Below are 25,636 nucleotides of genomic sequence, written 5' to 3'. Positions count from 1 at the left end.
TGGAATCTAACTTTTGTTTATCACATTTTTCCATAAAATGCCGGGTAAATCTGGATGACAGAACTAACAAGAGGTATCCCAAAATGAAAACCAATAACCTGCAACATAAGACGCTACTGGAACGCGTACTCCACGCGGTGAGCTTTGAAGGCCTCGCCACGTTAATTCTGGCCCCGACCGCGGCCTGGTTAATGCAGCGATCGGTGGTCGAAATGGGCGGCTTGGCCATTTTGCTCGCCACCATGGCGATGGTCTGGAACCTGATCTATAACGCCGCCTTCGACCGTCTGTGGCCGGTTTCACGCCTGGCGCGTACGTTGCGGGTGCGCGCGCTGCATGCCATCGGCTTTGAGTGCGGCTTTATCATCATCGGCGTCACCGTTGTCGCGCTGGTACTCGGCGTGTCGCTGGTGCAGGCATTTATGCTGGAAATCGGCTTTATGCTGTTCTTCCTGCCCTACACCATGTTCTTTAACTGGGCGTGGGATACGCTGCGCGTGCGCGTCCTGAAGTATCGCCAGCCGCAGAGTCTGCCGAATAATTAACGTTCTCGATCGCGCGGATCGTCTAACCCTTTGGCGATCCGCGGGTTTATTTATCACCGAAAACTATCACCGCAAACGATTCATAAATGTGGTAAATTGCACTCCTTTTTTTGGGTTATACGGTTGATAAATTCGCATAATGTCTAAAATTTGGTCTAAAGAAGAAACTCTATGGAGTTTTGCTCTATATGGCACTGCCGTAGGCGCCGGCACCCTATTCCTGCCGATTCAACTCGGTTCGGCCGGCGCCATCGTGCTGTTCCTCACCGCTCTGGTTGCCTGGCCGTTAACCTACTGGCCGCATAAAGCACTGTGTCAATTCATTCTGTCGGCCAAAGTGGCTGCCGGTGAAGGGATCACCGGCGCGGTCAAGCATTACTACGGCAAAAAAGTCGGCAATCTGATCACCAGCCTGTACTTCCTCGCCTTCTTCGTGGTGATCCTGATCTACGCCGTGGCGATCACTAATTCGCTGGCGGAACAACTGGCGAGACACGTAGCGATGACTCCTGGGGTACGCGCCCTGCTGAGCCTTGCCGTGGTGCTGGTACTGAATCTGATCTTCCTGATGGGGCGCCATATGACCATCAAAGTGATGGGATTCCTCGTCTTCCCGCTAATTGGCTGTTTCCTGTTCCTCTCCATCTACCTGATTGGCAGCTGGCAACCGGAACATCTCACCAGCCAGATGCAGCTGAACGCAAAGACCTGGCACCAAATCTGGATCTCAATTCCCGTGATGGTTTTCGCTTTTAGCCATACGCCGATTATTTCGACCTTCGCTATCGATCAGCAGGAGAAATATGGTGAGCTGGCCATGGGTAAATGCAAAAAAATCATGAAGGTGGCCTACACCATCATCTGCGCCAGCGTGCTGTTTTTTGTCTTCAGTTGCCTGCTGTCCATTCCGCTGCCGTACATCGAAGCCGCGCGTAATGAAGGGGTGACGATTCTCTCTGCGCTCTCCATGGCGCCGGGCGCGCCGGGCTGGCTGGCGGTGACCGGCATTATCGTCGCGGTGGTCGCGATGTCGAAATCGTTCCTCGGCACCTATTTTGGGGTGATCGAAGGCGCCAGCGAGATCGTTAAAACGTCTCTCGGCCAGCTCGGTATTCGCAAGAGCCGCGCCTTTAACCGCGCCATGTCGATTATGCTGGTCTCGGCGCTGACTTTCATCGTCTGCTTTATCAATCCGAACGCCATCTCGATGATTTACGCCATCAGCGGCCCGCTTATCGCCATGATTCTGTTCATCATGCCGACGCTGTCGACCTACATTATCCCGGCGCTCAAGCCCTATCGTTCACTGGGTAATCTCATTACCTTGATCGTCGGCCTGCTCTGCGTCTCGGTGATGTTCTTCAGTTAAATCTCCCCTGCGGCGACGCCCTCAGCGTCGCCGCACGTTCTGCCAACATTCTCGCCCATTACCTCTCCCTGACGGGATTACACTTACTCCTTGCCTATCATCGGAGGGAGTCATTATGTCCAACGTAACATTATCCGGGGTCGCGACCTTAGGCGACCGTCAGGTTTACCGGCTTGGATACGGCGCCATGCAGCTCGCCGGCCCCGGCGTATTTGGCCCGCCAAAAGATCCTGACGCCGCCATTCGCGTTCTGCAAGAAGCCGTCGCCGCCGGGGTGAATCATATCGATACCTCCGATTTCTACGGCCCGCACATCACCAATCAGCTGATTCGTCAGGCGCTGCATCCCTATGGCGATGATCTGTGTATCGTTACCAAAGTCAGCGCCCGCCGCGATGAGAAAGGCAACTGGCTACCTGCGATGTCGCCGGCGGAACTCACCCAGGCCGTCGAAGATAACCTGCGTAACTTCGGCCTGGAGAGGCTGGAGGTAGTGAATTTACGCAGTATGCTCGGCACCCACGGCCCGGTGGAAGGTTCGCTGGAAGAACCGCTAACGACCTTACTGGAACTCAAAGCCCGCGGTCTGATTCGCCACATCGGTCTGAGTAACGTCACCGCCAGACAGGTTGCCGATGCGCAGAAGCTGACCCCCATCGTCTGCGTGCAAAACCAATACAACATCGCTAACCGCGGTGACGACGCGTTAATCGACGCGCTGGTGCAGCAAAACATCGCCTACGTGCCGTTCTTCCCGCTGGGTGGTTTTACGCCGCTACAGGCGCGGGAACTTAACGAGGTTGCCGCCGGGCTCAACGCCACGCCGATGCAGGTGGCGCTGGCGTGGCTACTACAGCGCTCGCCGAATATTTTGCTGATTCCGGGCACCTCATCGGTGGCGCATTTACGGGAAAATCTCGCCGCCGCGACGCTTTCTCTGCCCGCCGAGGCGCTGGCGACGCTGGATAACATCACCGGCTGATGGCGTCAACTCCCCCCTTTACGGCGTTTGTCGTAAAGGGTTATCCCCTTAATATTAAGCTGGAATTAGGCCATCTCTGCTGGCACTATATATCCTACAAATCGGGTTTTGCTGATTCCTTATCCGGGCAATAACCTTATAAATTGCATTGAGTTACGTTATTTCTTAGGCCTCCTAATTGGGAGGCTGTTGTCGTTTGTATTGTTCTATGGTTTTTGTTAACACTCTTGATTACAGGAAAAAACAATATCGGCTTCGACGTTTATACAAATCAATTTGGCCACAAAGATAGTCAATATCATCGAACGTTCACAAAAACATCTGGTTAACATAATCAGTATGTCGCTATTGCTGTAAAAAAAATTAACTATGCACAGTAACGATTCAACAAGGATTACCCATGATAGAGGGAACGATAAAAACCAGTAAGTATGAAATCATTGCTATTTTCAGAGAGGAACAGAGAAAGCAAACAGAGATAGAAATTTTCTTTAATAACAAAAGCATCAGTACTCAGATTGCGCGTGTCGATTTTGCTGAATTCCATATCCGCAGCGAGAGCAAAATCCCGGCGGGGAATAAATTCAAATTTATTCTGCATAGCGATTCAGGAAAGATCGAGTTCACCTCCCAGCGGCAGAAGAATTCCGCTGGCGGCGCGGAGAATAGCAATAAGGTGGCATTTGCGTTACCAGAATGCATCCAGGTTGTACAAAGACGACGAGATCCCAGATTTCGTTTGCGCGATGAGAATGATTTCTTTTGTCATGGCCGCCATAAAAATGGCGAAAACTATGCTTTTGATATCAAAGATATTTCTGATGGCGGCTGCGCGCTGATTGCGCAAAGTCCAAACCTGAAATTCCTGGCCAACAACTCAACGTTGAAAAACGCCATTCTGTCTCTGGCGGAATATGGCGAAATCACCGTTGATCTGGTTATCAAGAACGTGGCGATGGTCACGCTGGATAGCGAAGAGAAGAATCAGGAAAACTACTATCAGATTTCCTGTCAGTTTAAGTTCCGCCGCAGCGACGACAGGAAGAAAATAGAAAAAACGCTGATCGATTTGATTCTGGAAGCCAAGCGGAAGAAGAGAGTTTAATGCCCTTGAACAATATCTTGCTGTACACCGACGACAATATCATTGGCCAATCTATTCACGATTATCTGAGCGATATTCACCAGGATATCACCCAGGCCAGTTATCAGGACATCGTACAAGGGGGCGTCGCGCCCCTGGCTGAGACGGTGATCCTCAATATGATCCACAAGGATATATCCGCTGCCGATACGGTCGTATTACTCAACAAACTGCGCTTTCATTTCTCGCGCTGTACATTGTTGGTATTGATGGTAAAAAGCGATATCGCCAATCTGTGCCGGGAATTAATAGATCTGGAAAACCTGTTAATCCTGACGGAAAAATCTTCCTTAGACGCATTTTCGGCAATTACCAGAACGCAGGATGAAAACCCGCAGTCCCGGTATTTGCGCACGCAGCGAAAGCTGACGGCCAGAGAGCTGCAGGTACTGGAACTTATTATCGCCTGCAATAACAATAAGCGAATTGCCTCGCTGCTCAATATCGACCATAAGACGGTGCACAGCCATCGCATTCACATCATGAAAAAGTTGGGAATGAATAGCTCGCAGGTGATGCATAAGCAAATCGTCAATATGAATCACTGCTGAACGGGCATACCGTCGCCGGGCCTACAACGCCAGAGCAAAATGTTGACGCAGCGCTCGCTTACCGGGTTCGCTAATTGTCACTTCGCGGTAGCCGGGCACCAGCGTGAACCAACCTTTTTGCACGCCCCACTGCAACAAGGCAGCGCCCGCGGCACCACCCAGATGAAAACGGCGCTCGCTCCAGTCGAGGCAGGCGCAGCAGGCTTTGCGGCGGGATCCGTTATCACACGCTATGCCTAAGCGGGCGAAATTCGCCTTCCCCGCCGCAGTAAGCGCTGCGCCATTTGCCGTAAGCCAGGCTTGCTGTTGCAGAAAATCATAGATGGCGACGGCTACCTCGCCCGCCAGATGATCGTAGCAGGTACGCGCCATACGCAGCGTTCCCGGCGTACGCGTAGTCAACGGCACAGCGCTTTTTCCGGCCATGGTCATCATATTTTCCAGCAATCCGGCGACATCGCCGCCCGCCAGGCGATAGTAGCGATGCCGCCCTTGCGCCAGGCAGATCAGTAAGCGACTGCTGACTAACCGGCTAAGATGCGCGCTGGCAGTCGACGGCGAAATATCCGCCGCGACGGAGAGCTCAGTCGCCGTCCATGCCCGGCCATCCATTAGCGCGCAGAGTATTTTCACTCGTGAAGGATCAGCCATCGCCGAGGCAACCGCCGCCATCGCGACGGCCAGCGCTTCGTCATCATCAATGACAACCGCAGGGTGCAACATAGTGCCTCCGCTTAATATTGGTTACGCAGAACGTGAACTCTGCATCTGGTATTCACGCAGTACCTGCGCCACGCGAATCTGATAATCAGCAAAGATAGACTCCCGCCCTTCCCGCTGCGCCGCCTGATGACAAATATTGCGCTTCCAGGCCGTCACCGCCTGTTCGTCCCGCCACCACGACAGCGACAATATCTTTCCCGGCGCACTGAGGCTTTGAAAACGCTCGATGGCGATAAAGCCGTCGATGGTCTCCAGCAGCGGTTTCAATTGCGCCGCCAGCGCGAGATATCGTTCCTGCTGCGCTGGCGTGACCTGTGCTTCAAAGAGTACCGCAATCATGGTTTTTTCCTCCAGTAACGAATAAAGCCGCACTGTAGCGCGTCGTTCGCAATCAATGCTTCGCCAGCGGGCGAAGTATCGCCGGCGTGACAGGCCAGAAAACGACCAAACCATTCACGCAATCAATATCAAACCCAAATTTGGCGAGGATAAAACGCGAAGCGAAGGAAACCATTAGTATCAGCAATGAATTATAACTAATTGTTTTTAATTATATTTTTAATAAAACGTCAATCATTGGTCATCCAGCCGTCATAAAAATGTGATCTAAATCGCACTTTTTGCAACGTACGTTATAGTTAGCAGACTTATTATAAACCCATCGAAAGCACAACGCTTTCCACCATAAAAGTTAAAAGGATAAACACCATGAAAAACGTAAAATTACTTGCTGCTGCTGGTATGCTGTCTCTGGTTTCTTTCGCAAGCTTCGCGGCTCACCCGGTGAGCGTGACCTCTGATACCCTGGACAACGCAGAAGCAAAAATCGCTGCTATCGCTAAAGATCAGGGCGCCTCTTACCACATTACCGAAGCCTATACCGGTAATCAGGTACACATGACGGCGGAACTGTCTAAATAACCGAATGGTCGCAGAGGGAGCTGCCGGACAGGTCGTCTCAGGACGGCTGGTCTGGCTCCCGCCACGTAACAAAACACGGCAATGTCGAGCCCCTTTATGGGGCTTTTTTACGTCAACGTTTCGCCAGCGCGCGCTGAATAGAGAGCACACTCGCCAGCACCACAATAAGGCCCGCCAGCGCCATCCCCTCAATTTTCTGCCCGAGAAATATCCACCCCAACAGCACCGCCGTCACCGGGCTAAGCAGGCTCATTGCCGATACCGCCACCGGCGACAATCTGCTGATACCGCGAAACCATAAACCATAGGCCAGCATCGCCCCGGCCACACACAGCCAGACATAACCTGCCGCCTGTAATAGAGTGATGTTGTACAACGGCGGATCCACCAGCAGCGCGATGGGCAGTAACACGATCCCGCCAATCAACAATTGCCAGCCGGTCATCGCCACGACCGGCAGCGATAACGCCCAGCGCCGCGACAGCCAGGTGCCCAGCGCCATACTGACGGCGCCAAGAAAAGCGGCGCCAATACCTAACGAATCCAGCACCGTGAGCGGAGAAAGCAGCAACATCGCCATACCGATGATCCCGGCGCAGGCGGATACCACCGCCAGCCACGGCGAACGCTGACGATCCACGCACCAGGCAAGCAGCATCACCAGCAGCGGCTGAATCGCGCCGATCACCGCCGCCAGCCCGCCGGGCAGCCGGTAAGCGGCGATAAACAGCAGCGCCTGAAAGGCGCCGATATTTAATATTCCGGTAATGACCAGCTTCCACCACTCACCGCGCTGCGGAAACTGACGGCTCCACAGTAACAACGCAATCCCGGCGGGCAACACCCGCAGCAGCGCGGCGATAAAAGGACGGTCCGGCGGTAGGAACTGCGAAGTAACGATATAGGTGGTCCCCCAGATAGCGGGAGCCAGTGCGGTCAGCAGCAAATCGACCGCCAGATGACGAGTAAAAAAGGCCATGATTTTATCTTCATATCAAGTTAAATTGTGTAGCAAGTATGTATCGATAAATATCTTGATATCAAGATAAGTGAGCACGCATGGACAAATTACCGCCAACGGATGCCGTTGACCGCATTCTCGCCCAATGGCAGCGCGAGCGCCCGGATCTGGATTGCAGCCCAATGGGGCCAATTGGCCGCCTCAAGCGCTGCGCCATGCTGCTGGAGCCGCAGGTGGAGGCGGCGTTTGTTAAACATGGGCTGGTACGTTGGGAGTTCGACATGCTGGCGACGCTGCGCCGCGCCGGCGAGCCATTCGTGCTGTCGCCGACCCAGCTCTTTTCGACGCTGATGATTACTTCCGGCACGATGACCCATCGCCTTAAGGCGCTGGAAAAACGGGGGTTGATCGCTCGTTTAGCGAATCCTCAGGATGCCCGCAGCATGCTGGTGGCGTTGACGCCAGCGGGACGAGCGCTGATCGATGAGGCGGTTGCCACCCACGTGGCGAATGAGCGACAACTGCTGGCAGGGCTTTCAGAGACCCAACTTCAGCAGTTAGACGAAGCGCTGCGGGTGTTTATGCGCCTGCTTGAGGATGAGCACTAGCCGACGATTAGGTCTTATTACGATGACTTACCTGCGACTCACTGAGAGTCGTCGCTACTGAATCGCAAGGCTATGTTGCTGGCGTATTGCGTTTTGCAATAACCGGCAAATACGCATACCATCTGCACATTCTATCGTCGTCAGGCAAGGAGATGCTTGTGGATAAGACTCACTCTTCGACCCCGCCAGAGAGCCACGAAAGCCGCTTTCATAAAGAAGAGTTCCCCTTTTTTTGGGTGGTTAACGTTTACGCCCGTTATACCCAATTAATGGAAATCGAGCTCAAAAAAATCGACATCGACCTTTCCCGTTTCCGCGTACTGATGCTGGTGCACCAATACCACCGCGCCAGTATTTCGCGGATCACCGAATATGCCGTTAGCAAGATGCCGACGGTGACCAAAATTGTTGGCCGCCTGCGCGATGACGGCCTGCTGACGACCCACGTTAGCGTCAGCGATGGCCGGGTCACCGAAGCGGAACTCACCGCCGCCGGTGAAGCCAAGGTAGCCGAAGCCCGGGCGTTAGCGGAAACCGTGTTTACTAAAGCCTTCAAGGGCATCACCCCGGCGCAAGAAAAAAAGATGAACCAGGTGCTGGCGCTCATTCTGCACAACCTCGATGACTAATCCCCTGCACCAATAACCATTTTCCATAAATGGTTATTGCTTTTGTTTTGCCCTCCCTGCGTTTTTCGCACACTTTTTTATCATTTTTTTAACTTATATTTTTCATTTATTTTTGTGACGCCCTTCAAGAGATTAAAATTTATACATCACATTTTAATGATTTAAATCAATCAGTTAAAAAACATCCCCTCCTTCATAGCATCATCTTATCCTCAATTACGATGTAAAAAACGGGCAACAATTTACTTGAAATTTCAAGTTTTACTGACAAGATTACCTCAAACGCCAGCGGGTCGTTTTTTAGTCATTTCGCGCGGTAATTATCACCCTCACGGAGATGTGAAACATGGTTACTGAACATCGTACAGAGACAGAAAACGCACAATCCGGGTTTATCTCGCGCTTTACCCTTGGCGACGGCGAGCTGACGTTCGCAGTTAAAGACAGTCTCGATATTGCCGGTTTTCCGACCCGCGCCGGCAGCCCGGTATTGCAGGATGCGCCGCCCGCCGTCCGCCATGCCGCCGTAGTCGAGGCGCTGCTGGATAACGGCTGTCAGCTGCGCGGAAAAACCACCCTGCACGAGCTGGCCTTTGGCGTCACCGGCATCAACCCGCATAGCGGTACGCCACGCAATCCGCATTATCCGCAGTTAATCCCCGGCGGTTCGTCCAGCGGCTCTGCCGCCGTGGTCGCGGCCGGTGAAGTCGACTTCGCCGTCGGCACCGATACCGGCGGCTCGGTGCGGATGCCCGCGGCCTGCTGCGGCGTGGCTGGCCTGAAGCCGAGCTTTGGCCGTCTGAGCCGCGCAGGCGTCATGCCGACGGAAAGTTCACTAGACTGCGTCGGCCTGTTCGCCCGCGATATCGCCACATTGCGTCAGGCGCTGGCAAAAGCGCTGAGGGAACCGGCTCCTCCTGCGCGCCGGGAAGCACCCGCGATAAGCTATCTGGCGGGCACGGCAACGCCGGAAATTGAGCAACTGATCGTCTCACGTCTGCAGCAAGCGGGCCTGGCATGGACTCGCGCTGAACTGCCGGGATTCAACGAAGCGCATCAGGCCGGGCTTACGGTGATAAGCCAGGAAAACTGGCTGGCGTTTCACAGCATCATCAGCGCGCCGAATCTGGCGCCGGACGTCGCCCAGCGGATCCGCGCCGGCGCGGAAATTGGCCCTCAGCAGCGGCAGGCTGCGGAAAGCGTGCGTCAACAATTTAGCGCCGCGGTGGACGCCCAGTTGGCGAAAACACCGCTGATTCTGCTGCCGACCCTGCCGGAATGTCCGCCAACGCTGGAAGAAGCGGCGGATCCGCTCAAGGTAGTCAACCTGACTCGTCTGGTGCGCCCATTTAATTTAAGCGGCCATCCGGCCCTGAGCCTGCCGCTTGGCGAAATTAATCATCGCCCGGTGGCGCTGCAATTAGTCGCCAATAAAAATAAAGAGTTCGATTTACTTAATTACGCTGAGTATTTGCTGGAAAAATTAAAATAATAAAACCGTACTTTCATTAACTGGAAGAGGCTAAATCGCATGTTAAACCCCTCTGCAACTTCGCGTGCGGAAAAGACCCTGCACGCCACGACAATAGAGTTTGCCGAATTACTCGCGGATATTAAAAAGCGCAGCGAGGAATTCGAGCAGCAGAAATATATCCCGGCGGATATTATTTCCCGCTTTAAAAAGATTGGTGTTTATCGCGCGCTGGTGCCAAAACGCTACGGCGGCGATGAAATCTCGCCGGCGGAATTTTGCCAGTTAATTGAAACGCTCTCAACGGCGGACGGATCCGCCGGCTGGGTGGCGAGTTTCGGCATGAATCCATTTTATCTTGGCGGCCTGCCGCCGAGCAGTCTCGATGAGCTTTACCGCCACGGACCGGATATCGTCTTTGCCGGTGGGATCTTCCCGCCGCAAAAGGCGACGACTCAGGATGGCGGCTACCGCGTCAGCGGACGCTGGAGCTTCGCCAGCGGCTGCAGCGGCGCCGAACTTATCGGCGTGGGCATTCTGACCGATGACGGCAGCGATCGTCCGCTGCCGCGCATCGCGGTGCTACCCGCCGGGGAGTTCACCATCGATCCGGTCTGGAATACGGTCGGCCTCTCCGGTACCGGCAGCCATGACGTAGTGCTGAATAATGCCTTCGTGCCGCAGGAGTGGACCTTTATTCGCGGCGGCGAACTTAACCTCGAAGGCCCTTTGTATCGCTACCCGGTACTGTCGCTGGCCACTCAGGTACTGTCGGTGGTGGCGCTGGGTATCGCCCGCGCGGCGTTATCGGAAATTTACGCCATTGCCGAACGCCAGAGCTCGGTCACCGGCGCGCCGTGCCTGGCGGATCGTCAATTCGCGCAGATGGAAATCGCCCACTGCGAAGCGGAACTGCGTTCGGCGCGCTGCTGGTTCTATGACGCCATCGACGACGTCTGGCAGGCGATTCTGCGCGGCGATGAACCGGGAGAAGAGCGGATTAACGCCATGCGCCTCTCTTCCACCCACATTACCCGAGTTTCTGCGTCGGTTACCACCCGCGCGCTGAAACTGGCCGGGATGCCGGGCATTTCAATGCGTAGCCCGCTGCAGCGCTATGCCCGCGACTCCATGGTCATCACCCAGCACGCCTTTATGGGCGAGCTGACCTACATCAACGCCGGCAATATGTTCTTCGGCCACTCGCCGCAGCCCGGCTATTTATAAGTCAACACGGAGCCGGCAATGAATGAAGAAATGCTGCAACGCCTGGAGAAGCTGGAAGCCGTAGTGCAGATCCGAAACGCCATCAGCCAGTATATGCATCTCTGTGATGACCTGACGCATCCGGATACCGCCCGGCAAATTGGCGCGCTATTTAGCGAAACGGCTATTTGGGAAGGTATCGGCGAATTATATCAACAAAAGCTCGGGCGCCATTGCGGCAGAGCGGCGATCGTCGGGATGATGAACGCTTATATTAGCGAACCGTCACACTTCGCCATTAACGTACATTATTTAACGGCCGAGCATATTTGCGTTGGCGAAAATAACCGCGCGGTTGGCCGCTGGAAAATGCTGCAGGCTTCGACGTTTCGCCGCGGCGGCTCGCATTTAAATAGCGCGGAGCTCGTCATTGAATTTATTAAACAAGATCAACAGTGGTTAATTCATCATTTTACCACCCGTAATTTATTTAGCCGCCCGGTAGCTGACTGGCATTCGCTCGCCGATTTACCGGTGCCTGATGGTCATTAAAAGAGATATGTGGAGAGTGACAATGTCTGAATGTATTCCGGTAAAAAATATCGATACCCGCCATACCGCCGAAACGCTGGCGGCACTGGTGCAAAGCGACCGGGTCCATACCTGTCTCTATACTTCCGAGGAAATTTTCGACCTCGAGATCGACAACATTTTTAACCGTACCTGGGTGTGGGTCGCCCACGAGAGCGAAATCCCTGACGCCGGCAGCTATAAATCCTCGATGGTGGGTACCCAGCCGGTAATCGTCGTACGCGATCGCAAAGGCAATATCAACGTGCTGCTCAACCGCTGCCGCCACCGCGCCGCCACCGTTTGCGAACATCGCAGCGGGAAAACGAACGGGTTTACCTGCCCGTATCACGGCTGGGGCTATGGCCTCGACGGCGCGCTGCGCGGGGTACCGCATCCAGAGAGCTACGGCGATACGCTGAACAAATCTGAGCTCGGCATGGTGCGCCTGCGCGTTGAAAGCTACGCCGGAATGATTTTCGCCAGCTTCAACCACGACATTGAACCGCTGACCGACTTCCTCGGCCCGGCGATGAAATGGATGGATTTGTTCATGAAACAGGGGGCTGGCTACGCGCTGCAGGCTACCACCGCGCACCGTTTTCGCTTTCCCGGCAACTGGAAAATCCAGCTGGAAAATACCACCGACGGCTATCACTTCCCTATCGTCCATAAGTCGTTTTTAAGCTCGGTCGATAAACAGACCGAAGAGATGCTCAACTTCGTCGACGGCAAAGGCTTCGTGGAAGATCTCGGCAACGGCCACAGCGTGATGGTGATGATCCCCGAGCTTATCGATCTGGAAGCCAATCTCGATGCGCCAATCCCGGAGCGCTTTAGCGAGCTGGCCCAGGCCCTGCGCGAGGAAGGCCACGACGAGCAGCAGGTGCGGCGCATCGTACGCGCGGTCGGCGGCAGCGGTTTTAACCTTAACCTGTTTCCCAATGTCGCCTGTTCAATGGCCTTCTTCCGCGTGCTGCAGCCGATATCGGTAAAAGAGACGGAAATTCATCACATGGTGCTGACCATGAAAGATGGCCCGGCGATCGCCAACCAGGCGCGCCTGCGGCTGCACGAACACTTCCAGGGGCCGATGGGCTTCGGCACCCCCGATGATTCAGAGGCCTGGGAGCGGGTGCAGCGCGGCGGCGGCGCGGGCGACGATCTGTGGATCATGCTCAATCGCGGCCTGCCCGGCGAAGTCCGCACCGCCGACGGCCTGCGCAGCGACGTCAGCGCCGAAACCGGCATGCGCGCCGCTTACCAACAATGGAAAAAGTACATGACCGCTGACAATCGGGGGCAATAATGAACACATCACCTATCCTCAACGCCGCCATTCAGTTTATTAACCTGGAAGCGGACCTGCTCGATCAAGGCGAATTTCGTGAATGGCTGGCGCTGTGGCGCACCGAGGGAATGTACATCATTCCCATCGACCAGCAGACCACCGATTTCGCCAACGTGCTCAACTACGCCTACGACAACCACGAGATGCGGGAAAAACGCGTGCAGCGTTTATACAGCGGCGAATCAATCTCCACCACCCCGCGCGCGCGCACTATCCGCATGAGCGGCCGTTATCGCCTGCTCAGCGCCAGCGATGAGGTCGTCGAAGTACGCTGCGCCCAATTCCTTTACGAGTACCGCAAGGGCAATGAACAGCACTACGCCGCTGACGTCACCTGGACGCTGGCGCCGGAGGGCGACAGTTTCCGTATTCTGCAAAAGGTCGTGCGCCTGATTAACGGCGACGATTACCTGCATAGCATTGGCTACATCCTGTGAGGACTTTATGACACGTAGCGTACTTATTACCGGCGCGGCCAACGGCCTCGGGCTGGTTATTAGCCGCCATCTCTGGCAACAGGGCTATCAGGTGGCGATGGCGGATCTCAACCTCGATGCGGTCACCCGTAGCGCTCAGGAGATCGATCCCAGCCAGCAGCGGCTGCTGCCGCTGGCGCTGGATATTCGCCAGCCGCAACAGTTCAGCGACGCGCTGGCGCAGATCCGCGCGCGCTTCGGCGAACTCGACGTGCTGGTCAACAACGCCGCCTTAACCCTGACCACACCGATCATGGAGATCGACGTGGAGGAGTTCGATCGCGTCACCAGCACCAATCTGCGCGGTACCTTTGTCGGCTGCCAGACCATCGGCCGCTATTTCAGCCAGCGCCAGCGGGGCAGCATTATTAACCTCGCGTCGCTGGCCGGGCAAAACGGCGGCACTGCCTCCGGCGCCCACTATGCAGCCTCCAAGGGCGGCATTATTACGCTGACCAAAGTCTTCGCCCGCGCCCTGAGCAACGACGGGGTGAGCGTCAACGCGATTGCGCCGGGGCCGCTGGATCTTCCTTCCGTTCGCGCCGCGGTGCCGGAAGAGAAAATGCCGGCGCTGCTGGAGATGATCCCGATGAAGCGGCTTGGCGATCCGCTGCTGGTCGCCCGCGCGGTAGAACTGCTGGCGGCGCCCTCCGCCACCTTTATCACCGGCGCGACCTGGGACATCAACGGCGGCATTTATATGCGTTAAGCCCTTCGCGGGTGGAGAAAAACTATGGCTGAAACATTGACGGTACGCGTCACAGAACGCGAAATTCAGGGAGCCGAGGTGGTAGTCCTGACGCTGGCCTCGCCGGACGGCGCTCCCCTGCCCTCGTTTAGCGCCGGGGCGCATATCGATCTGCATCTTGGCGATGGCATCGTGCGCCAGTATTCGCTGTGCGGCAGCGCCCATCACCCGCAGCGCTATCGGTTGGGGATCCTCAAAGATCGCGCCTCGCGCGGCGGTTCGCTGGCGGCGCACGCTTTACAGCCCGGCGACGAGGTGCAAATTAGCCCCCCGCGCAACCTGTTCGCGCTGGAGATGTCGGCGCCTCATACCATTCTGATCGGCGGCGGCATTGGCATCACGCCGATGCTGGCGATGGCCGATACGCTATTTCGCGCCGGGAAATCCTTCGAAGTGCATTACTGCGGCCACAGCCGTGAGGGAATGGCGTTTCTGGCCGAGCTGGCGGATTGCCACTTTAGCGCCCAGGTTCAGCTACATATCAGCGATGAAAACGGCAGGATCCGCCCTCAGGAACTCCTGACGCCTCACGCCGCCGCCGGCCACCTGTACGTTTGCGGTCCGGAGGGTTTTATGGCGTGGATTAATGAAACGGCTCAGGGGTGCGGTTTCAGCGCGGAGCGGCTGCATCAGGAGTATTTCAACCGCGAGGTAGAAACCAGCGGCGGCAGTTTTGAGGTTGAGGTTCCGGAACTCAACCTTAGCGTTACCGTCGGCGAAAACGAGACCATCGTCGCCGCGCTGCAAAAAGCCGGCATCAAAGTGAAAGTCTCCTGCCAACAGGGCGTCTGCGGCACCTGCCTCGCCAACGTTTGTAGCGGCGTACCTGACCACCGCGACGAGTATTTAACCGAAGAAGAACGCGAAGATAACGACCAGATCCTGCTGTGCTGTTCGCGGGCTAAAACCCCGCGGCTGGTTATTGAAGGCTTCGAATACGTCAAACTGAAATAACGGGTATTACTATGAACCTGACATCTGATTTTCGTAATGCCATGGCGCAGCTGGGCAGCGCGATCACCATCATTACCACCGATGGCCCGGCGGGCCGCTTCGGCTTTACCGCTTCGGCGGTGTGTAGCGTGACGGATTCGCCGCCGACGCTGCTGGTATGTATGAACCGCTCGTCCTTCGCGCACGGCAAATTCCAGCACAACGGCGTGCTGTGCGTTAACGTGCTCTCCGGTCAGCATCAACAATTGTCCGGGATTTTCGCCAATGGCCAAATCCGCTCTGAAGAACGCTTCCTGCACGACGAATGGCTGGCGCTGGAGACCGGTTCACCGGCGCTGGCTTCCGCCGTGGCGAACTGCGACTGCGTCATTGCCGACAGCCACGAAGTGGGCAGCCACAGCGTATTTTACTGCGAGGTCAAACAGATCCGCTTCGGCAACCCCAGCGACGGGCTGGTCTGGTTTAATCGCCAGTTCCACACCCTTAGCATGGCGTCGTGCCGTTAAGTTTCATCATAACCATAAAAACCCTGCCGACCCATCGCCCGGCGCCAGCAGGCGCCGCCTGATTCACCTGCACTGGAGTTAACCTTATGTCTGGAGCTGTGAGCGGTACAACGGTCCCCCCGGCGCAACCTATGCGCAAATTAATCATCGGTTCTTTTCTCGGCAACTCGCTGGAATGGTACGATTTTTTCCTGTATGGCACCGCGGCGGCGCTGGTCTTCGGGCCGCTGTTTTTCCCCGCCAGTAATGACCCGCTGCTCGGATCATTTTTAGCCTTTTCCGGTTTCGCCATCGGCTTTATCGCCCGTCCGCTCGGCGGCGTGATATTCGGCCATCTCGGCGATCGCTACAGCCGTAAAATGACGCTGATCATCACCCTGACGCTGATGGGCGCCAGTACGTTCTTAATTGGCCTGCTGCCAACCTACGCTCACATCGGCGTGCTGGCGCCAATCGCCTTGATTACGCTGCGCTTTGTACAGGGCGTGGCTTCCGGCGGTGAATGGGGTGGCGGCGTATTAATGCTGAGCGAAAACGCGCCGGAAAGCCAAAAAGGGTACTACACCGCCTGGAGCCAGGTGGGCGTCTGCGGCGGGTTTGTTCTTTCTTCGCTGGCATTCTATCTGGTGCAGCTGCTACCGCAGGAAGAGGTGATGTCCTGGGCGTGGCGTATTCCGTTTTTGCTCAGCCTGTTTATCTTTCTGGTGGGCGTCTATATCCGCCGTAATATCCAGGAGAACGCGGAATTCGTGGCGCGCAAAGCAGAAAACGACAGCAAAAATGAGGCCCATCATTTACCGGTGCTCAGCGCCTTTAAAAATCATCCACGAGCGATATTACAGGCTATCGGCCTGCGGCTGGCGGAAAACGGCGCGGTGTATATCTTCTTCACGTTTTCAGTGGTCTATTGCAAACATATTGGCATCGACACCCGCGACCTGATCGCGGCGGTCACCATCGCCATGACGGTGGAGATCGCCACGATTCTCGGCTGGGGATGGCTTTCCGATCGCATTGGCCGTAAGCGGCTTTACTATATCGGCGTGATAGGTATGGCGCTGGTCGCCTTCCCCTTCTTCTGGCTGCTGAATATGCACACCTTCCCGGCGATGCTGCTCGCCATGCTGTTGGCGTTGCCATTGTGCCATGGCGCGATGATTGCCGCGCAGCCGTGTCTGATGGTGGATCTGTTTCCGGTGGAGGTACGCTACACCGGGCTAGCGCTGGGACATGAGATTGGGGCGGTGATTTCCGGCGGTATTAGTCCGATGCTGGCGGTGGCTTTTCTCATGATGTGGGATAGCTATATCCCCATTGCGCTGATGCTGCTGGCCTTCGCGCTACTGGCGCTGGTGGCGCTAATGAGTATTCGCCAGCAGCAGTTGCGACCTGAACCGGTCGCGACCACGTAAACCGCGTACACCGCGCGCAAAGGAAGGCGCGCGGTACAGAGGGCTAGTTATTGTTCACCACGATAATGACCCGGCTTTTAATCGTACCGCCGCGGATATTCTCGCCATATTTCATCGGCTTGATTTGCAGATAGATCGGGTTGTTGCTGCCATGCCGGGCCTCCTCGTCGGAGTGATAAAGGAAACCGCTGCCGTACTGGAGTTCCCCGCCCTGGCTATCGCGCAGATGAAAACCGACTTCGCCGGCGCCGGTGGCGGCATCCTGATCGTCATTCTTCAATATTTTGCTGGTACCGGCAAAGCCGGAGGCGGCGACAAAGTAATAATCAATTTTGCCCGGCGTCAGTTCGAATACCGCCGACTCGTCCTGGCTACAGTCGATATCAACGCTTTCCATGCGATATTGCGCTTTGTCTTCTTTAATGTCGAAGTAGCTGTAATCGCCCATATTGATGAGACGGTTCGGGACATTAAAACCGCAGGTCATAATATTAATCTGCAGGGTGACGTTAAAGGTGTAATTGATGGTTATCACATGGCATTCTTTATCGCCTTTGCAGTATTCAAAACGCATCGAGTAAAGCAGCGGAAATGATTCTCCTGGCCTGACCTGCGTCCCGGTAGGGGTACCTTCTTTAATCGCATAGCGAATGCCGATCACGCTGTTGAAGATATCCGCTAAGTTATACCTCTGATTTTTGCGGATGTTGCCACTCGCAAGCGCGTTGAGTTTTGCAGGATCGAGAGAAAACTCCATCACATAGGTTTTACTGCCAACCACCACGTAGAAGTCTTTATTTTCAGGGGGCGTCGAGGTTACCGAGACGCTGACGTTTTGCGGACTTTGGCAGATAAAGTGAAATCCGTCGGCCTGAATATCACTGTTCTGGACATTCAATTCGCCGCTGGCCGCCAGCGGTTTAAATGTGTAATTACCGCTAGCATCCACCGTCAGCGATTTAACATCCGGGGTGACATCGCAGTTCCCCGCCCGCGCTAAAAAAGAGCATAAGCTTAATACCAGCAAAATTATCCATTTCATGAAAATCGTCCTTTTAGCGGCAGACATAGGTCTTACCTTCATCAATGGTATGTTTAAATGTAATGGTGCAGTAATGGCCCTGCTGCTTATCGACCGCGATGGTAATCGACGGCGGAACGTTATCAGTGCGGATATACAGCATGCTGCCCTGGCCGACGACGCCGACATTCTGTCCATCGTTATCTTCAATTTCATAGCCAAATTTCAGCGGCGTACCGTCCGGGCGTTCGGCGTGAATAAGCCAGGGTTGACGCTGATCGGTATCAAACCGCGCCAGCACCACCGCCCCGCGGTACGGAGCGACCGCTTTACGGTTGCCAATCAACTCGGTTTTGCTCTGCGTATTGGCGGTATTCAGCAGCAGCGAACTTTCACGGTAAGGCAATACGTGATCGAAAATGACCGTTCCCTGACCGTTGGTGGTGCGATATTTCTGACCATTGACGTAAGCATTTTCCAGGCCCGGCGCCTGAATAATGGCGAAGGTTTCCGATAGCTGGTTAGCGAAATTGACGCCGCCGGACCAGGCCACCACCCCGCCTGAAAGGCTGCCGCTGGCCTGGGTATATTTCGACGACTGACTGTAGCTGCCGCTCAGCGTCGCCAGCGGCGCGTTCCAGGTAAGGTTGCCGCCGGCGGTGGTTTCATGGTTTTGCTGCTGACGGCTAAAGTTCACGCCATAGTCAAACTGGTCGCGCTGGCCGCCTGTGCCGCTGATGCCGGTGTTATTGGAGGCAAAACCGTCATTATCGAAGGTCGTCGAATTCGACAGCGTCAAACGACGCGCCAGTACGCTGTCGCTCTCTCCCCAGATAAGCGGAATCGAAATGAAGAGGTTAAAGCGCTTATCTTCATGATGATCTTCATCATAGGTCTGGCTGGCCGAAATGGTCCAGGAAACCCGCTGCCAGTTATTAGAGTAGCTCAGCTGATAATCTTTATTGCTGCCGCTTTTTCCCCAGTAGTCACGCCATAAGGCACTCAGTGAAAAAGACCCCAACCCTTCCGGCAACGACTGGCTGATGTTGGCGGAGAAACTATTTTTACGTCCAAAATCATAGCGATAATAGTCATCAATGTTGTAAACATCATTATCATCATGGTGATAACTATTACGGTTCTTCGCCCAAACATGATCGTTAAAAGTACGATAGTCGCTGGTTGAATAGCGATAAGCCGCCATTCCGAAACGCGTTTTAGTCTGGGTGAGGTATTTGTTGTAGGCAATCTGATAGCTTTGTCCTTCAAAAGTACCGTTATCCTGATCGCTACGCGCCCAGGTGCCGTCAACGGATATCGCGCCGAGATGGGTATTCCATCCGGTTCCCATAGTGAAAGCCTGATAATCGGTGCCTAGCATGGTACCGCCATACAGGGTCAGCAGGTTGTTCAGGCCATATTGATAGCTGGCCTGCATAAAGTCTTCCTGATTGCTGGCGCCTTCGATATGGCTGCGCCCGGCGGCAATGTCATATTTAGATACCCCCTGCTGCAACATATTGGGTACCGAGGAATAAGGCACCAGGTAGGTGGTTACCGAGCCGTCGGCTTCACGGATAGTGACATCAAGATCCGCCCCGCCGCCGGCGAGTTGTAAATCAGCAATCGCGAAAGGCCCTGGCGGGACCTCTTTCTGATAGACGGTGAAGCCGTTCTGCTCAATGGTTACCAGCGCGTTGCTCTGGGCAATCCCCTGCACGATCGGCGTGAAGTTCTGTTTTGAGTTTGGCAACATTTGCATGTCGCGGAACAGACGAACCCCACGAAAGCGTACCGCATCGAACATATCCGCAGAGGTATACATGTCGCCTGCGCGTAAGGTCCCTAAAATCGACGCAAAGCCGCGTTCCAGATACAGGGTATTGCTTTTCCAGTCGCCGCTGCCGCTATCGGCTTTGCTGTAAGTGGCATCAGAGTGCAACTGCCAGCTCAACAGGTTCAGCCCGCTATTGAAGCGGGCGTAGGTGCTTTTGTTATTGCCGTTATTTTTATAGTCACTGTAATACTGGCTCAAATAATAAGAGGTATACAGCGCGTTAACGCCGCGGTCCCAACTTTCCGGCGCGACGTAGCCGCGCTCAAGATCCTCCACGTAGGCCTGCGGAATTTCTAAATCAAGCTGAAAAATATTGATATTAAAGGTATAACTACCGCTGCGCACCGCGGATTTTAGCGTCATGCACTGGTTATCCTTTGCCATCTGCGCGCTATCCGCTTTGATTCCCAACTGATTTAATAATGCTGATGACAGGCAGGTATCATCCGGATTACTGGCGACTACGATTGGATATTTACCACGCCATTGCTTATTGACGTAAATATCCAATTCATATTCACCGGGAAGTGGTTGATTATCCGCAAAGCGAAAGCTTGATGATTTCTCACCTTTCATTCCGCCGATCATGAAATTGGTATCAAAAGTCTCTTCAGCGGCCTGCAACTGACCGGATAATAAAACCAACAATATCATTGAGGAAAGCGGCGTCATCCTTAACATGGCCAACTCCATTATTTATTATTTTACATTGAGCCTGTCGCTAATAAAGTTTCCATTATCATCAATCATCGTTAGCGAATACTGGCGGGCGAGATTATTTTTTAAAATGACATCCTGACTGGATAACGGCGCAATCATCACGCTGCGCTCATTAACTTTAACATTACTGACTTTAACTTCAGTAATCGTCAGCCAATTTGCGGTACCATTGGCGATATGCAGAGCGTTTTTTCGGGAAGACAGCGAAATATTTTTAAACGTATCTTTATTTACCGCCGCAATGCCTTTAGGACGATAAAAAAGCTTAATACGGTTTTGCATGGCAAACCGCAGCGTATTCGCCCCCTCACTTCCTGGCGTATTCGGAGGAATATCGAGTACGTTGAGATAAAACAGCGACTCCTTGTTTGGCGGAAGTTTGTTGGCTAATTTTTTTATTCGCAGCTGCTGTCCGGAGTTACCCGCTATGCGCGCCACCGGCGGCGACAGCAGGAACGGCACGTTGATTTTTTCCGGCGGCAACGAGGTATTGCCATCGTCAATCCACGACTGCACCAGTGAAGAGCGGGCGCCATGATTCATCAACTGTACGACCACTTCTTGTTTCTCAGCCGGATAAACCACCCGGGTACCGAAAATCACCACTCCGGCATGCGCGGGCTGCATAGCGATAAATAAACCTGCTAATAAAATCCGTTTCATAGCACCACACCCTTAGCACAATAATTGCCGGCGAAGCGCCGGCACAGGTCCTTACTCCGCAGAGACGGCAATCGTTAACACCGAGCGGACTTCACCGGCGGTCACCGGAGTGGCGGCATTAATTCGGGCGTATTGCGCAGAGAAGTTCATTTGATAGACGCCATTGCCTATAGAAGTCACCGCCCCCGGCAAATTATTGACGTCATACATGGTATTTTCATTAATCTCCGATTCACCCAGTTTTAATTTAAAACCGACCCCGTTAGCAGAAGTTGTAGTCGCGATAGGATTAAGTACGCCGCCGGCAGTATAGGTCCCGCCGCTAATATCAATCGATTTCAATACTGTGCCTTCCGGGCAAACAATAGTTAATGGATCGCTACTGGTGGCGAAATTACCGGATAAGACTTCACCGGCCGACATGCCGGCAAAACGGGTGGCATCAACATCAGCCAATTGAATTGTACTGCTATAATCGGTTTCAAAACGACAAGAAGAATTAATAACATTACCAATAATAACTAACTCACCCTGCTCTTCATTTGGCGCCGCGGCAAAAGCATTAACACTCATCAGCACGGTTGAAAATACTGCAGCAGCAATAACTGAACGTTTCATATAATATTCCTTTTATTAACAATTCCATTTAACTTTGCGGGGACTGAGAAAAATCTCATGCCGCGAGCATCGCATGGCTAAATATCCGCCACAATAGGATGAATAAGGATCGTTGATAAAAATCAATGCAAATACTTAAAGCGAATGAGCCCTGATGCCATATTCGTAATCTCTTTAGCGTAATAAGCCAAAATACGTAGCAACGAGAATAATAAAATGAGAATTTACCAAGCTTGTTTAATAATAAACTAAAAAAAGGAGAGTTCAGCACATTTTGTGTCGATTTACATAAGATTACGAACCACAATTATAACCTTCCGTGATTTATTTTTATATTTAAGGTTCCGACAATGAAAAAAATGATCCTGCCTCTGCTTACCGCCGCCCTGCTGCTGCCGACGCTCACCGCGCACGCCACCTACCGCGCGGAAAAACGCCAGGATGCCCGTGATATCCGTCAGGATGCGCGCCAGAGTGGACGCGAAGAAAAACACGACTGTGTGAGAAACGATCAACAGAGCAACATGAGCTGTCGCGTAGATAAACGCGACAACCGCCGTGAGGGTCGCCAGAACGCGCGTGATGAGAAATGGTGATTCGCCATACGAGCGCTAATGCCCTGCCACAGGGCATTAGCGGGAAGCGTTTAACGTCTCCAGTGGGAAAGGACGATCCTGCACCACCGTCTTCATCACCAACGTTGAGCGTAAATGCTGCACGCCCGGCATCGCCGATAGTTTGTCATCATAGAGTTTCTGAAAGGCAGGAAGATCCCGGGTGACGACGTGCATCAGGTAGTCCGGATCGCCAAACAAGCGTTGCGCCAGCACAACCTGCGGGATCTCCGCCACCGCCTCCTCAAAAGCGCTGACCGCTTTCTTATCGCCCTCTTTTAACGTGGCGAACACGATAGCCAGAAAATTGAACCCCATTTTTCCCGGATCGAGATTGGCGCGATAGCCGGTGATTACCCCCTCTTGCTCCAGTGCGCGTAGACGTCGGTGGCAAGGAGAAAGGCTCAAATTCACCCGCTCCGCCAGTTCGGTTATCGACAGACGCCCATCCGCCTGCAGCTCAGCAAGAATTTTTCGGTCTATGCTATCCATTTGGAAGATTTTCTCTTTAATCGTCGGTTTTCAACATAACATTGAAAGCTCATTTCGCTTCTATGTCGATATTCTTTCTCACACGATAACCTAATTTTGCGAGTGTGTGATGTCTAATATCGTTGCGGAGCGTTGCTGATGGAAATGAGCCTGATCGCCAGCTTCTGGATAGTTTCGTTTCTATTGATTATTACCCCTGGCGCCGACTGGGCCTATGCCATTAGCGCTGGTATCAACGGTCGTCGCGTCGTTCCGGCGGTGATGGGACTGATGTCAGGCCATTTACTGGCGACCATTATCGTCGTCGCTGGCGTCGGGGTGTTAATCGCCGGTCATCCGCTAGCGCTATCGGCGATCACGCTGGCGGGCGCGGCCTATTTACTGTGGCTCGGGGTTACGATATTACGCCATCCGGCGGCGCCAGGCGCGGCGCAACAATCGGCTGGCAGCTGGAATGCGTGGGCGATGAAAGGATTATGTATTAGCGGCCTTAATCCAAAAGTCTTTCTGTTGTTCCTCGCCCTGCTACCGCAGTTTACCGATCCGCACGGCAGTTGGCCGCTGGCGCTGCAGATGTCGGCGCTGGGCGCGATGCACCTGATGACCTGTACGCTAATTTATCTGTTGGTCGGCTACGGTTCGCGCGCGGTACTGGCAGCCCGCCCGCAGGCGGCTAAGGGAGTAAGCATGGTTTCTGGGGTGATTATGATTGCCATCGCTATTATCCTGTTCTACCAGCAGTTAAGATAATTCGTAAGCAGCGGCGCTCATAGGGTAACTTCTTTAGCGCCGCATGGCCTTACCAACAAATATAATCGTGGGTCACAGGTAGCTATTAAGTTGCTAAACCACGGAAGCTGGCTCATCTATTTCCCTGAGCTCCTGAAGATGAATTATCTATGTATCATAAGTGGTTACGGCTGAATGGCCAACATCGATAACTTCCTAAAACTGCTGAAAAACTCCGATTTAGTCATCCATTAACTGATTACTCGAGCGGAAAATTCCGACTGCTCGATAATAAGTAAAATCTCTCTTTGAAACGTCTGCACATTTATTAACGCTATTCTCTCTACGATTTTTGCAGTATGGTTTAATCGCTGTTGTCGTGTTGCAGTGAATGCTAGCAAGTGCCTGACGCTGTTTGCCTACGGTAAAACATTTACGCAATACCAACCTGTTTATTGAGGCAATTATCCTCATGGATAACGGTCACAACGTTATCCAGCCAGGACTCAGTTTATCAGCTGGTAGTCAATGACCTTGCTGTAAGCGCGCATACTCAAGAGGAGAAAGGATGAACAGGACGTGTAAACCCCCAGGAAAAGCGATATACATCAAATGCCTGAGCGCATCGCATCAAAAATTCGCCAGTGCACTTCACCCCGGCGGCGGGGAGACTTCATTATACCCACTGGATTTCGCGCAGCGTTGCCGCGATACAGTCCTTGTAACTTGAGGGATATTAAAAACGATCCGCATCATGCTTACTCATAAAATGCGAAACCTATCTTCGGATCCTGTAATAGGCCAACCAGAGCCTATGGGATAGTAATGTACGCCTGCAATAGAAAGGGAACATAATGAAGAATAATAGCGAAATAAAAAAAAGGAACTTCCTGACTCAGAATGAAATCGAGTCACTACTTAACGCTGCCAATAGTGGACCACATGCTGCTCGTAATTATTGCCTGACATTGCTTTGTTTTATTCATGGATTTCGTGCCAGTGAAATTTGCCGACTGCGAATTTCAGATATTGATTTACGCTCAAAATGTATTTATATCCACCGTTTAAAAAAAGGGTTCTCAACCACTCATCCGTTGCTTAATAAAGAGATCCAGGCGCTAAAGCGCTGGCTGGATATTCGTGATGAATATCCGCAATCCACCAGCGAGTGGTTATTTTTATCACGCAAAGGTAATCCACTTTCACGCCAACAGTTTTACCAGATTATTTCCGCCTCCGGCGATCAGGCAGGATTACCGCTGGAAATTCATCCGCACATGTTGCGTCACTCCTGCGGCTTTGCGCTGGCCAATATGGGTATCGATACGCGTCTTATCCAGGATTACCTCGGTCACCGTAACATTCGCCATACCGTCTGGTACACGGCCAGCAACGCCGGACGCTTTTACGGGATTTGGGATAAATCCCGTGAGAAGCAGAGAACGTCGCTTTTCCAGTAAGGTAACCTTACGCCACGGATGGCGTTTCGTTATCGGTTCCCCCCTACTACTGCCAGCCCCTGCCCGCTATCCCCGGCAAGACTGTTGCAAATTTGCTCTGTTTAGGCTGCGATAAAAAGCAGCTTACCTCATATATAGATTTTTTCTTGCAAAACATTAATAAAAATTAACCATACGTTAAATATGTTTATTGTTCTTAAAAGTTCTTATTTAGAACATGAAAAAAAACGTTTCTATGCACCTGTAATTTATCAGGATATAAGTTCGTTATTTATTGTTAAATTAATCCTTTCAGCACATGTTTTCCGTTCAATAAATAGCTGGCATTAACTTTTTTCCTTGCTATTTTATGCAC

Annotated in this window: 28 protein-coding genes; 20 read left to right on the top strand and 8 right to left on the bottom strand. The window is 53.3% G+C overall.

Annotated elements, in window-relative coordinates:
- The first annotated feature begins 83 nt into the window (after positions 1-83).
- The 5 genes from ABLV78_RS04710 (at position 84) to ABLV78_RS04690 (ending at position 4,591) form a co-directional block, all read left to right on the top strand.
- Entirely contained in the window at positions 84-545 is a 462-nt protein-coding gene (locus ABLV78_RS04710) for a multidrug/biocide efflux PACE transporter (RefSeq protein ID WP_045396647.1), read from the top strand.
- A gap of 139 nt (positions 546-684) precedes the next feature.
- A complete protein-coding gene (locus ABLV78_RS04705) occupies positions 685-1,914 on the top strand; it encodes an amino acid permease (RefSeq protein ID WP_047044181.1) in 1,230 nt (409 codons plus the stop codon).
- A 115-nt stretch (positions 1,915-2,029) separates the two neighbouring features.
- Positions 2,030-2,896: an aldo/keto reductase family oxidoreductase gene (locus ABLV78_RS04700; RefSeq protein ID WP_165430583.1), complete on the top strand. Its 867-nt coding sequence runs from the start codon at positions 2,030-2,032 to the stop codon at positions 2,894-2,896.
- A 400-nt stretch (positions 2,897-3,296) separates the two neighbouring features.
- On the top strand, positions 3,297-4,001 hold the full coding sequence (locus ABLV78_RS04695) for a flagellar brake protein (RefSeq protein WP_045396640.1): 705 nt from the start codon (positions 3,297-3,299) through the stop codon (positions 3,999-4,001).
- Between the two features lie 5 nt (positions 4,002-4,006).
- Entirely contained in the window at positions 4,007-4,591 is a 585-nt protein-coding gene (locus tag ABLV78_RS04690; protein WP_045396712.1) for a helix-turn-helix transcriptional regulator, read from the top strand.
- Between the two features lie 21 nt (positions 4,592-4,612).
- Here the strand turns inward: ABLV78_RS04690 and ABLV78_RS04685 are convergent, their stop codons facing one another.
- Together ABLV78_RS04685 and ABLV78_RS04680 are read right to left on the bottom strand one after the other, a co-directional pair.
- Entirely contained in the window at positions 4,613-5,314 is a 702-nt protein-coding gene (locus ABLV78_RS04685; RefSeq protein ID WP_047044179.1) for an ArsR/SmtB family transcription factor, read from the bottom strand.
- Between the two features lie 21 nt (positions 5,315-5,335).
- Positions 5,336-5,653, bottom strand: coding sequence for an antibiotic biosynthesis monooxygenase family protein (locus tag ABLV78_RS04680; protein ID WP_032709056.1), 318 nt, complete (start codon positions 5,651-5,653; stop codon positions 5,336-5,338).
- 369 nt (positions 5,654-6,022) lie between these two features.
- Between ABLV78_RS04680 and ABLV78_RS04675 the strand changes: the two genes are divergently transcribed.
- A complete protein-coding gene (locus tag ABLV78_RS04675) occupies positions 6,023-6,235 on the top strand; it encodes a YdgH/BhsA/McbA-like domain containing protein (RefSeq protein ID WP_015369896.1) in 213 nt (70 codons plus the stop codon).
- A gap of 112 nt (positions 6,236-6,347) precedes the next feature.
- On the opposite strand, the gene ABLV78_RS04670 is transcribed toward ABLV78_RS04675, so the two are convergent.
- On the bottom strand, positions 6,348-7,214 hold the full coding sequence (locus tag ABLV78_RS04670) for an EamA family transporter (protein WP_047044178.1): 867 nt from the start codon (positions 7,212-7,214) through the stop codon (positions 6,348-6,350).
- An 80-nt stretch (positions 7,215-7,294) separates the two neighbouring features.
- On the opposite strand from ABLV78_RS04670, the gene ABLV78_RS04665 reads away from it, so the two are divergent.
- The 11 genes from ABLV78_RS04665 to ABLV78_RS04615 all read left to right on the top strand — a co-directional run bounded on the left by ABLV78_RS04665 (position 7,295) and on the right by ABLV78_RS04615 (position 17,127).
- Positions 7,295-7,804, top strand: coding sequence for a MarR family winged helix-turn-helix transcriptional regulator (locus tag ABLV78_RS04665; protein ID WP_047044177.1), 510 nt, complete (start codon positions 7,295-7,297; stop codon positions 7,802-7,804).
- Between the two features lie 152 nt (positions 7,805-7,956).
- Positions 7,957-8,433 (top strand): MarR family winged helix-turn-helix transcriptional regulator, encoded by a 477-nt coding sequence (locus ABLV78_RS04660; protein ID WP_045373865.1) that lies wholly within the window; start codon positions 7,957-7,959, stop codon positions 8,431-8,433.
- Between the two features lie 346 nt (positions 8,434-8,779).
- Positions 8,780-9,925 (top strand): amidase, encoded by a 1,146-nt coding sequence (locus tag ABLV78_RS04655; RefSeq protein ID WP_047044176.1) that lies wholly within the window; start codon positions 8,780-8,782, stop codon positions 9,923-9,925.
- A 39-nt stretch (positions 9,926-9,964) separates the two neighbouring features.
- A complete protein-coding gene (locus tag ABLV78_RS04650) occupies positions 9,965-11,131 on the top strand; it encodes an acyl-CoA dehydrogenase family protein (RefSeq protein WP_045396622.1) in 1,167 nt (388 codons plus the stop codon).
- A gap of 18 nt (positions 11,132-11,149) precedes the next feature.
- Entirely contained in the window at positions 11,150-11,662 is a 513-nt protein-coding gene (locus ABLV78_RS04645) for a nuclear transport factor 2 family protein (RefSeq protein ID WP_047044174.1), read from the top strand.
- Positions 11,663-11,684: 22 nt separating this feature from the next.
- The gene (locus ABLV78_RS04640) at positions 11,685-12,989 is read left to right on the top strand and encodes an aromatic ring-hydroxylating oxygenase subunit alpha (protein ID WP_047044172.1); all 1,305 of its coding nucleotides are present in this window, start codon (positions 11,685-11,687) and stop codon (positions 12,987-12,989) included.
- On the top strand, positions 12,989-13,468 hold the full coding sequence (locus ABLV78_RS04635) for an aromatic-ring-hydroxylating dioxygenase subunit beta (RefSeq protein WP_045396614.1): 480 nt from the start codon (positions 12,989-12,991) through the stop codon (positions 13,466-13,468). Before ABLV78_RS04640 ends, ABLV78_RS04635 begins: the two co-directional genes overlap by 1 nt.
- A gap of 7 nt (positions 13,469-13,475) precedes the next feature.
- The gene (locus ABLV78_RS04630; protein WP_047044170.1) at positions 13,476-14,216 is read left to right on the top strand and encodes an SDR family NAD(P)-dependent oxidoreductase; all 741 of its coding nucleotides are present in this window, start codon (positions 13,476-13,478) and stop codon (positions 14,214-14,216) included.
- A gap of 24 nt (positions 14,217-14,240) precedes the next feature.
- On the top strand, positions 14,241-15,209 hold the full coding sequence (locus ABLV78_RS04625) for a PDR/VanB family oxidoreductase (RefSeq protein ID WP_045396606.1): 969 nt from the start codon (positions 14,241-14,243) through the stop codon (positions 15,207-15,209).
- An 11-nt stretch (positions 15,210-15,220) separates the two neighbouring features.
- On the top strand, positions 15,221-15,715 hold the full coding sequence (locus ABLV78_RS04620; RefSeq protein ID WP_015703350.1) for a flavin reductase: 495 nt from the start codon (positions 15,221-15,223) through the stop codon (positions 15,713-15,715).
- 131 nt (positions 15,716-15,846) lie between these two features.
- On the top strand, positions 15,847-17,127 hold the full coding sequence (locus ABLV78_RS04615) for an MFS transporter (protein ID WP_047044168.1): 1,281 nt from the start codon (positions 15,847-15,849) through the stop codon (positions 17,125-17,127).
- 43 nt (positions 17,128-17,170) lie between these two features.
- Here ABLV78_RS04615 and ABLV78_RS04610 read toward each other — a convergent pair whose 3' ends face one another.
- Genes ABLV78_RS04610 through ABLV78_RS04595 form a run of 4 tightly spaced genes read right to left on the bottom strand, consistent with a single transcriptional unit; the run spans position 17,171 to position 21,986 of the window.
- Positions 17,171-18,169: a fimbrial protein gene (locus ABLV78_RS04610; protein ID WP_348865252.1), complete on the bottom strand. Its 999-nt coding sequence runs from the start codon at positions 18,167-18,169 to the stop codon at positions 17,171-17,173.
- A 13-nt stretch (positions 18,170-18,182) separates the two neighbouring features.
- Positions 18,183-20,666, bottom strand: coding sequence for a fimbrial biogenesis outer membrane usher protein (locus tag ABLV78_RS04605; protein ID WP_047044163.1), 2,484 nt, complete (start codon positions 20,664-20,666; stop codon positions 18,183-18,185).
- A gap of 18 nt (positions 20,667-20,684) precedes the next feature.
- On the bottom strand, positions 20,685-21,368 hold the full coding sequence (locus ABLV78_RS04600; protein WP_047044161.1) for a fimbria/pilus periplasmic chaperone: 684 nt from the start codon (positions 21,366-21,368) through the stop codon (positions 20,685-20,687).
- A gap of 51 nt (positions 21,369-21,419) precedes the next feature.
- Positions 21,420-21,986 (bottom strand): fimbrial protein, encoded by a 567-nt coding sequence (locus ABLV78_RS04595; RefSeq protein ID WP_047044159.1) that lies wholly within the window; start codon positions 21,984-21,986, stop codon positions 21,420-21,422.
- 350 nt (positions 21,987-22,336) lie between these two features.
- Between ABLV78_RS04595 and ABLV78_RS04590 the strand changes: the two genes are divergently transcribed.
- Positions 22,337-22,582 (top strand): hypothetical protein, encoded by a 246-nt coding sequence (locus tag ABLV78_RS04590; protein WP_045396584.1) that lies wholly within the window; start codon positions 22,337-22,339, stop codon positions 22,580-22,582.
- Between the two features lie 36 nt (positions 22,583-22,618).
- Here ABLV78_RS04590 and ABLV78_RS04585 read toward each other — a convergent pair whose 3' ends face one another.
- Positions 22,619-23,092 (bottom strand): Lrp/AsnC family transcriptional regulator, encoded by a 474-nt coding sequence (locus tag ABLV78_RS04585; RefSeq protein ID WP_032706451.1) that lies wholly within the window; start codon positions 23,090-23,092, stop codon positions 22,619-22,621.
- Positions 23,093-23,230: 138 nt separating this feature from the next.
- On the opposite strand from ABLV78_RS04585, the gene ABLV78_RS04580 reads away from it, so the two are divergent.
- Both ABLV78_RS04580 and ABLV78_RS04575 read left to right on the top strand, forming a co-directional pair.
- Positions 23,231-23,842, top strand: a complete 612-nt coding sequence (locus ABLV78_RS04580; RefSeq protein ID WP_045396582.1) for a LysE family translocator — start codon at positions 23,231-23,233, stop codon at positions 23,840-23,842.
- A gap of 833 nt (positions 23,843-24,675) precedes the next feature.
- Positions 24,676-25,281 carry a tyrosine-type DNA invertase gene (locus tag ABLV78_RS04575; protein WP_045396578.1) on the top strand — a complete coding sequence of 202 codons (606 nt, stop codon included), beginning with the start codon at positions 24,676-24,678 and terminating at the stop codon, positions 25,279-25,281.
- Positions 25,282-25,636: the final 355 nt, after the last annotated feature.

It is taken from the genome of Klebsiella sp. CN_Kp075 (genome assembly GCF_040065055.2).
Taxonomy (GTDB): Bacteria; Pseudomonadota; Gammaproteobacteria; order Enterobacterales; family Enterobacteriaceae; genus Klebsiella; species Klebsiella aerogenes.
The sequence above is the reverse complement of the archived record's forward strand: the minus strand, read 5'-3'. Positions and strand labels throughout refer to the sequence as shown.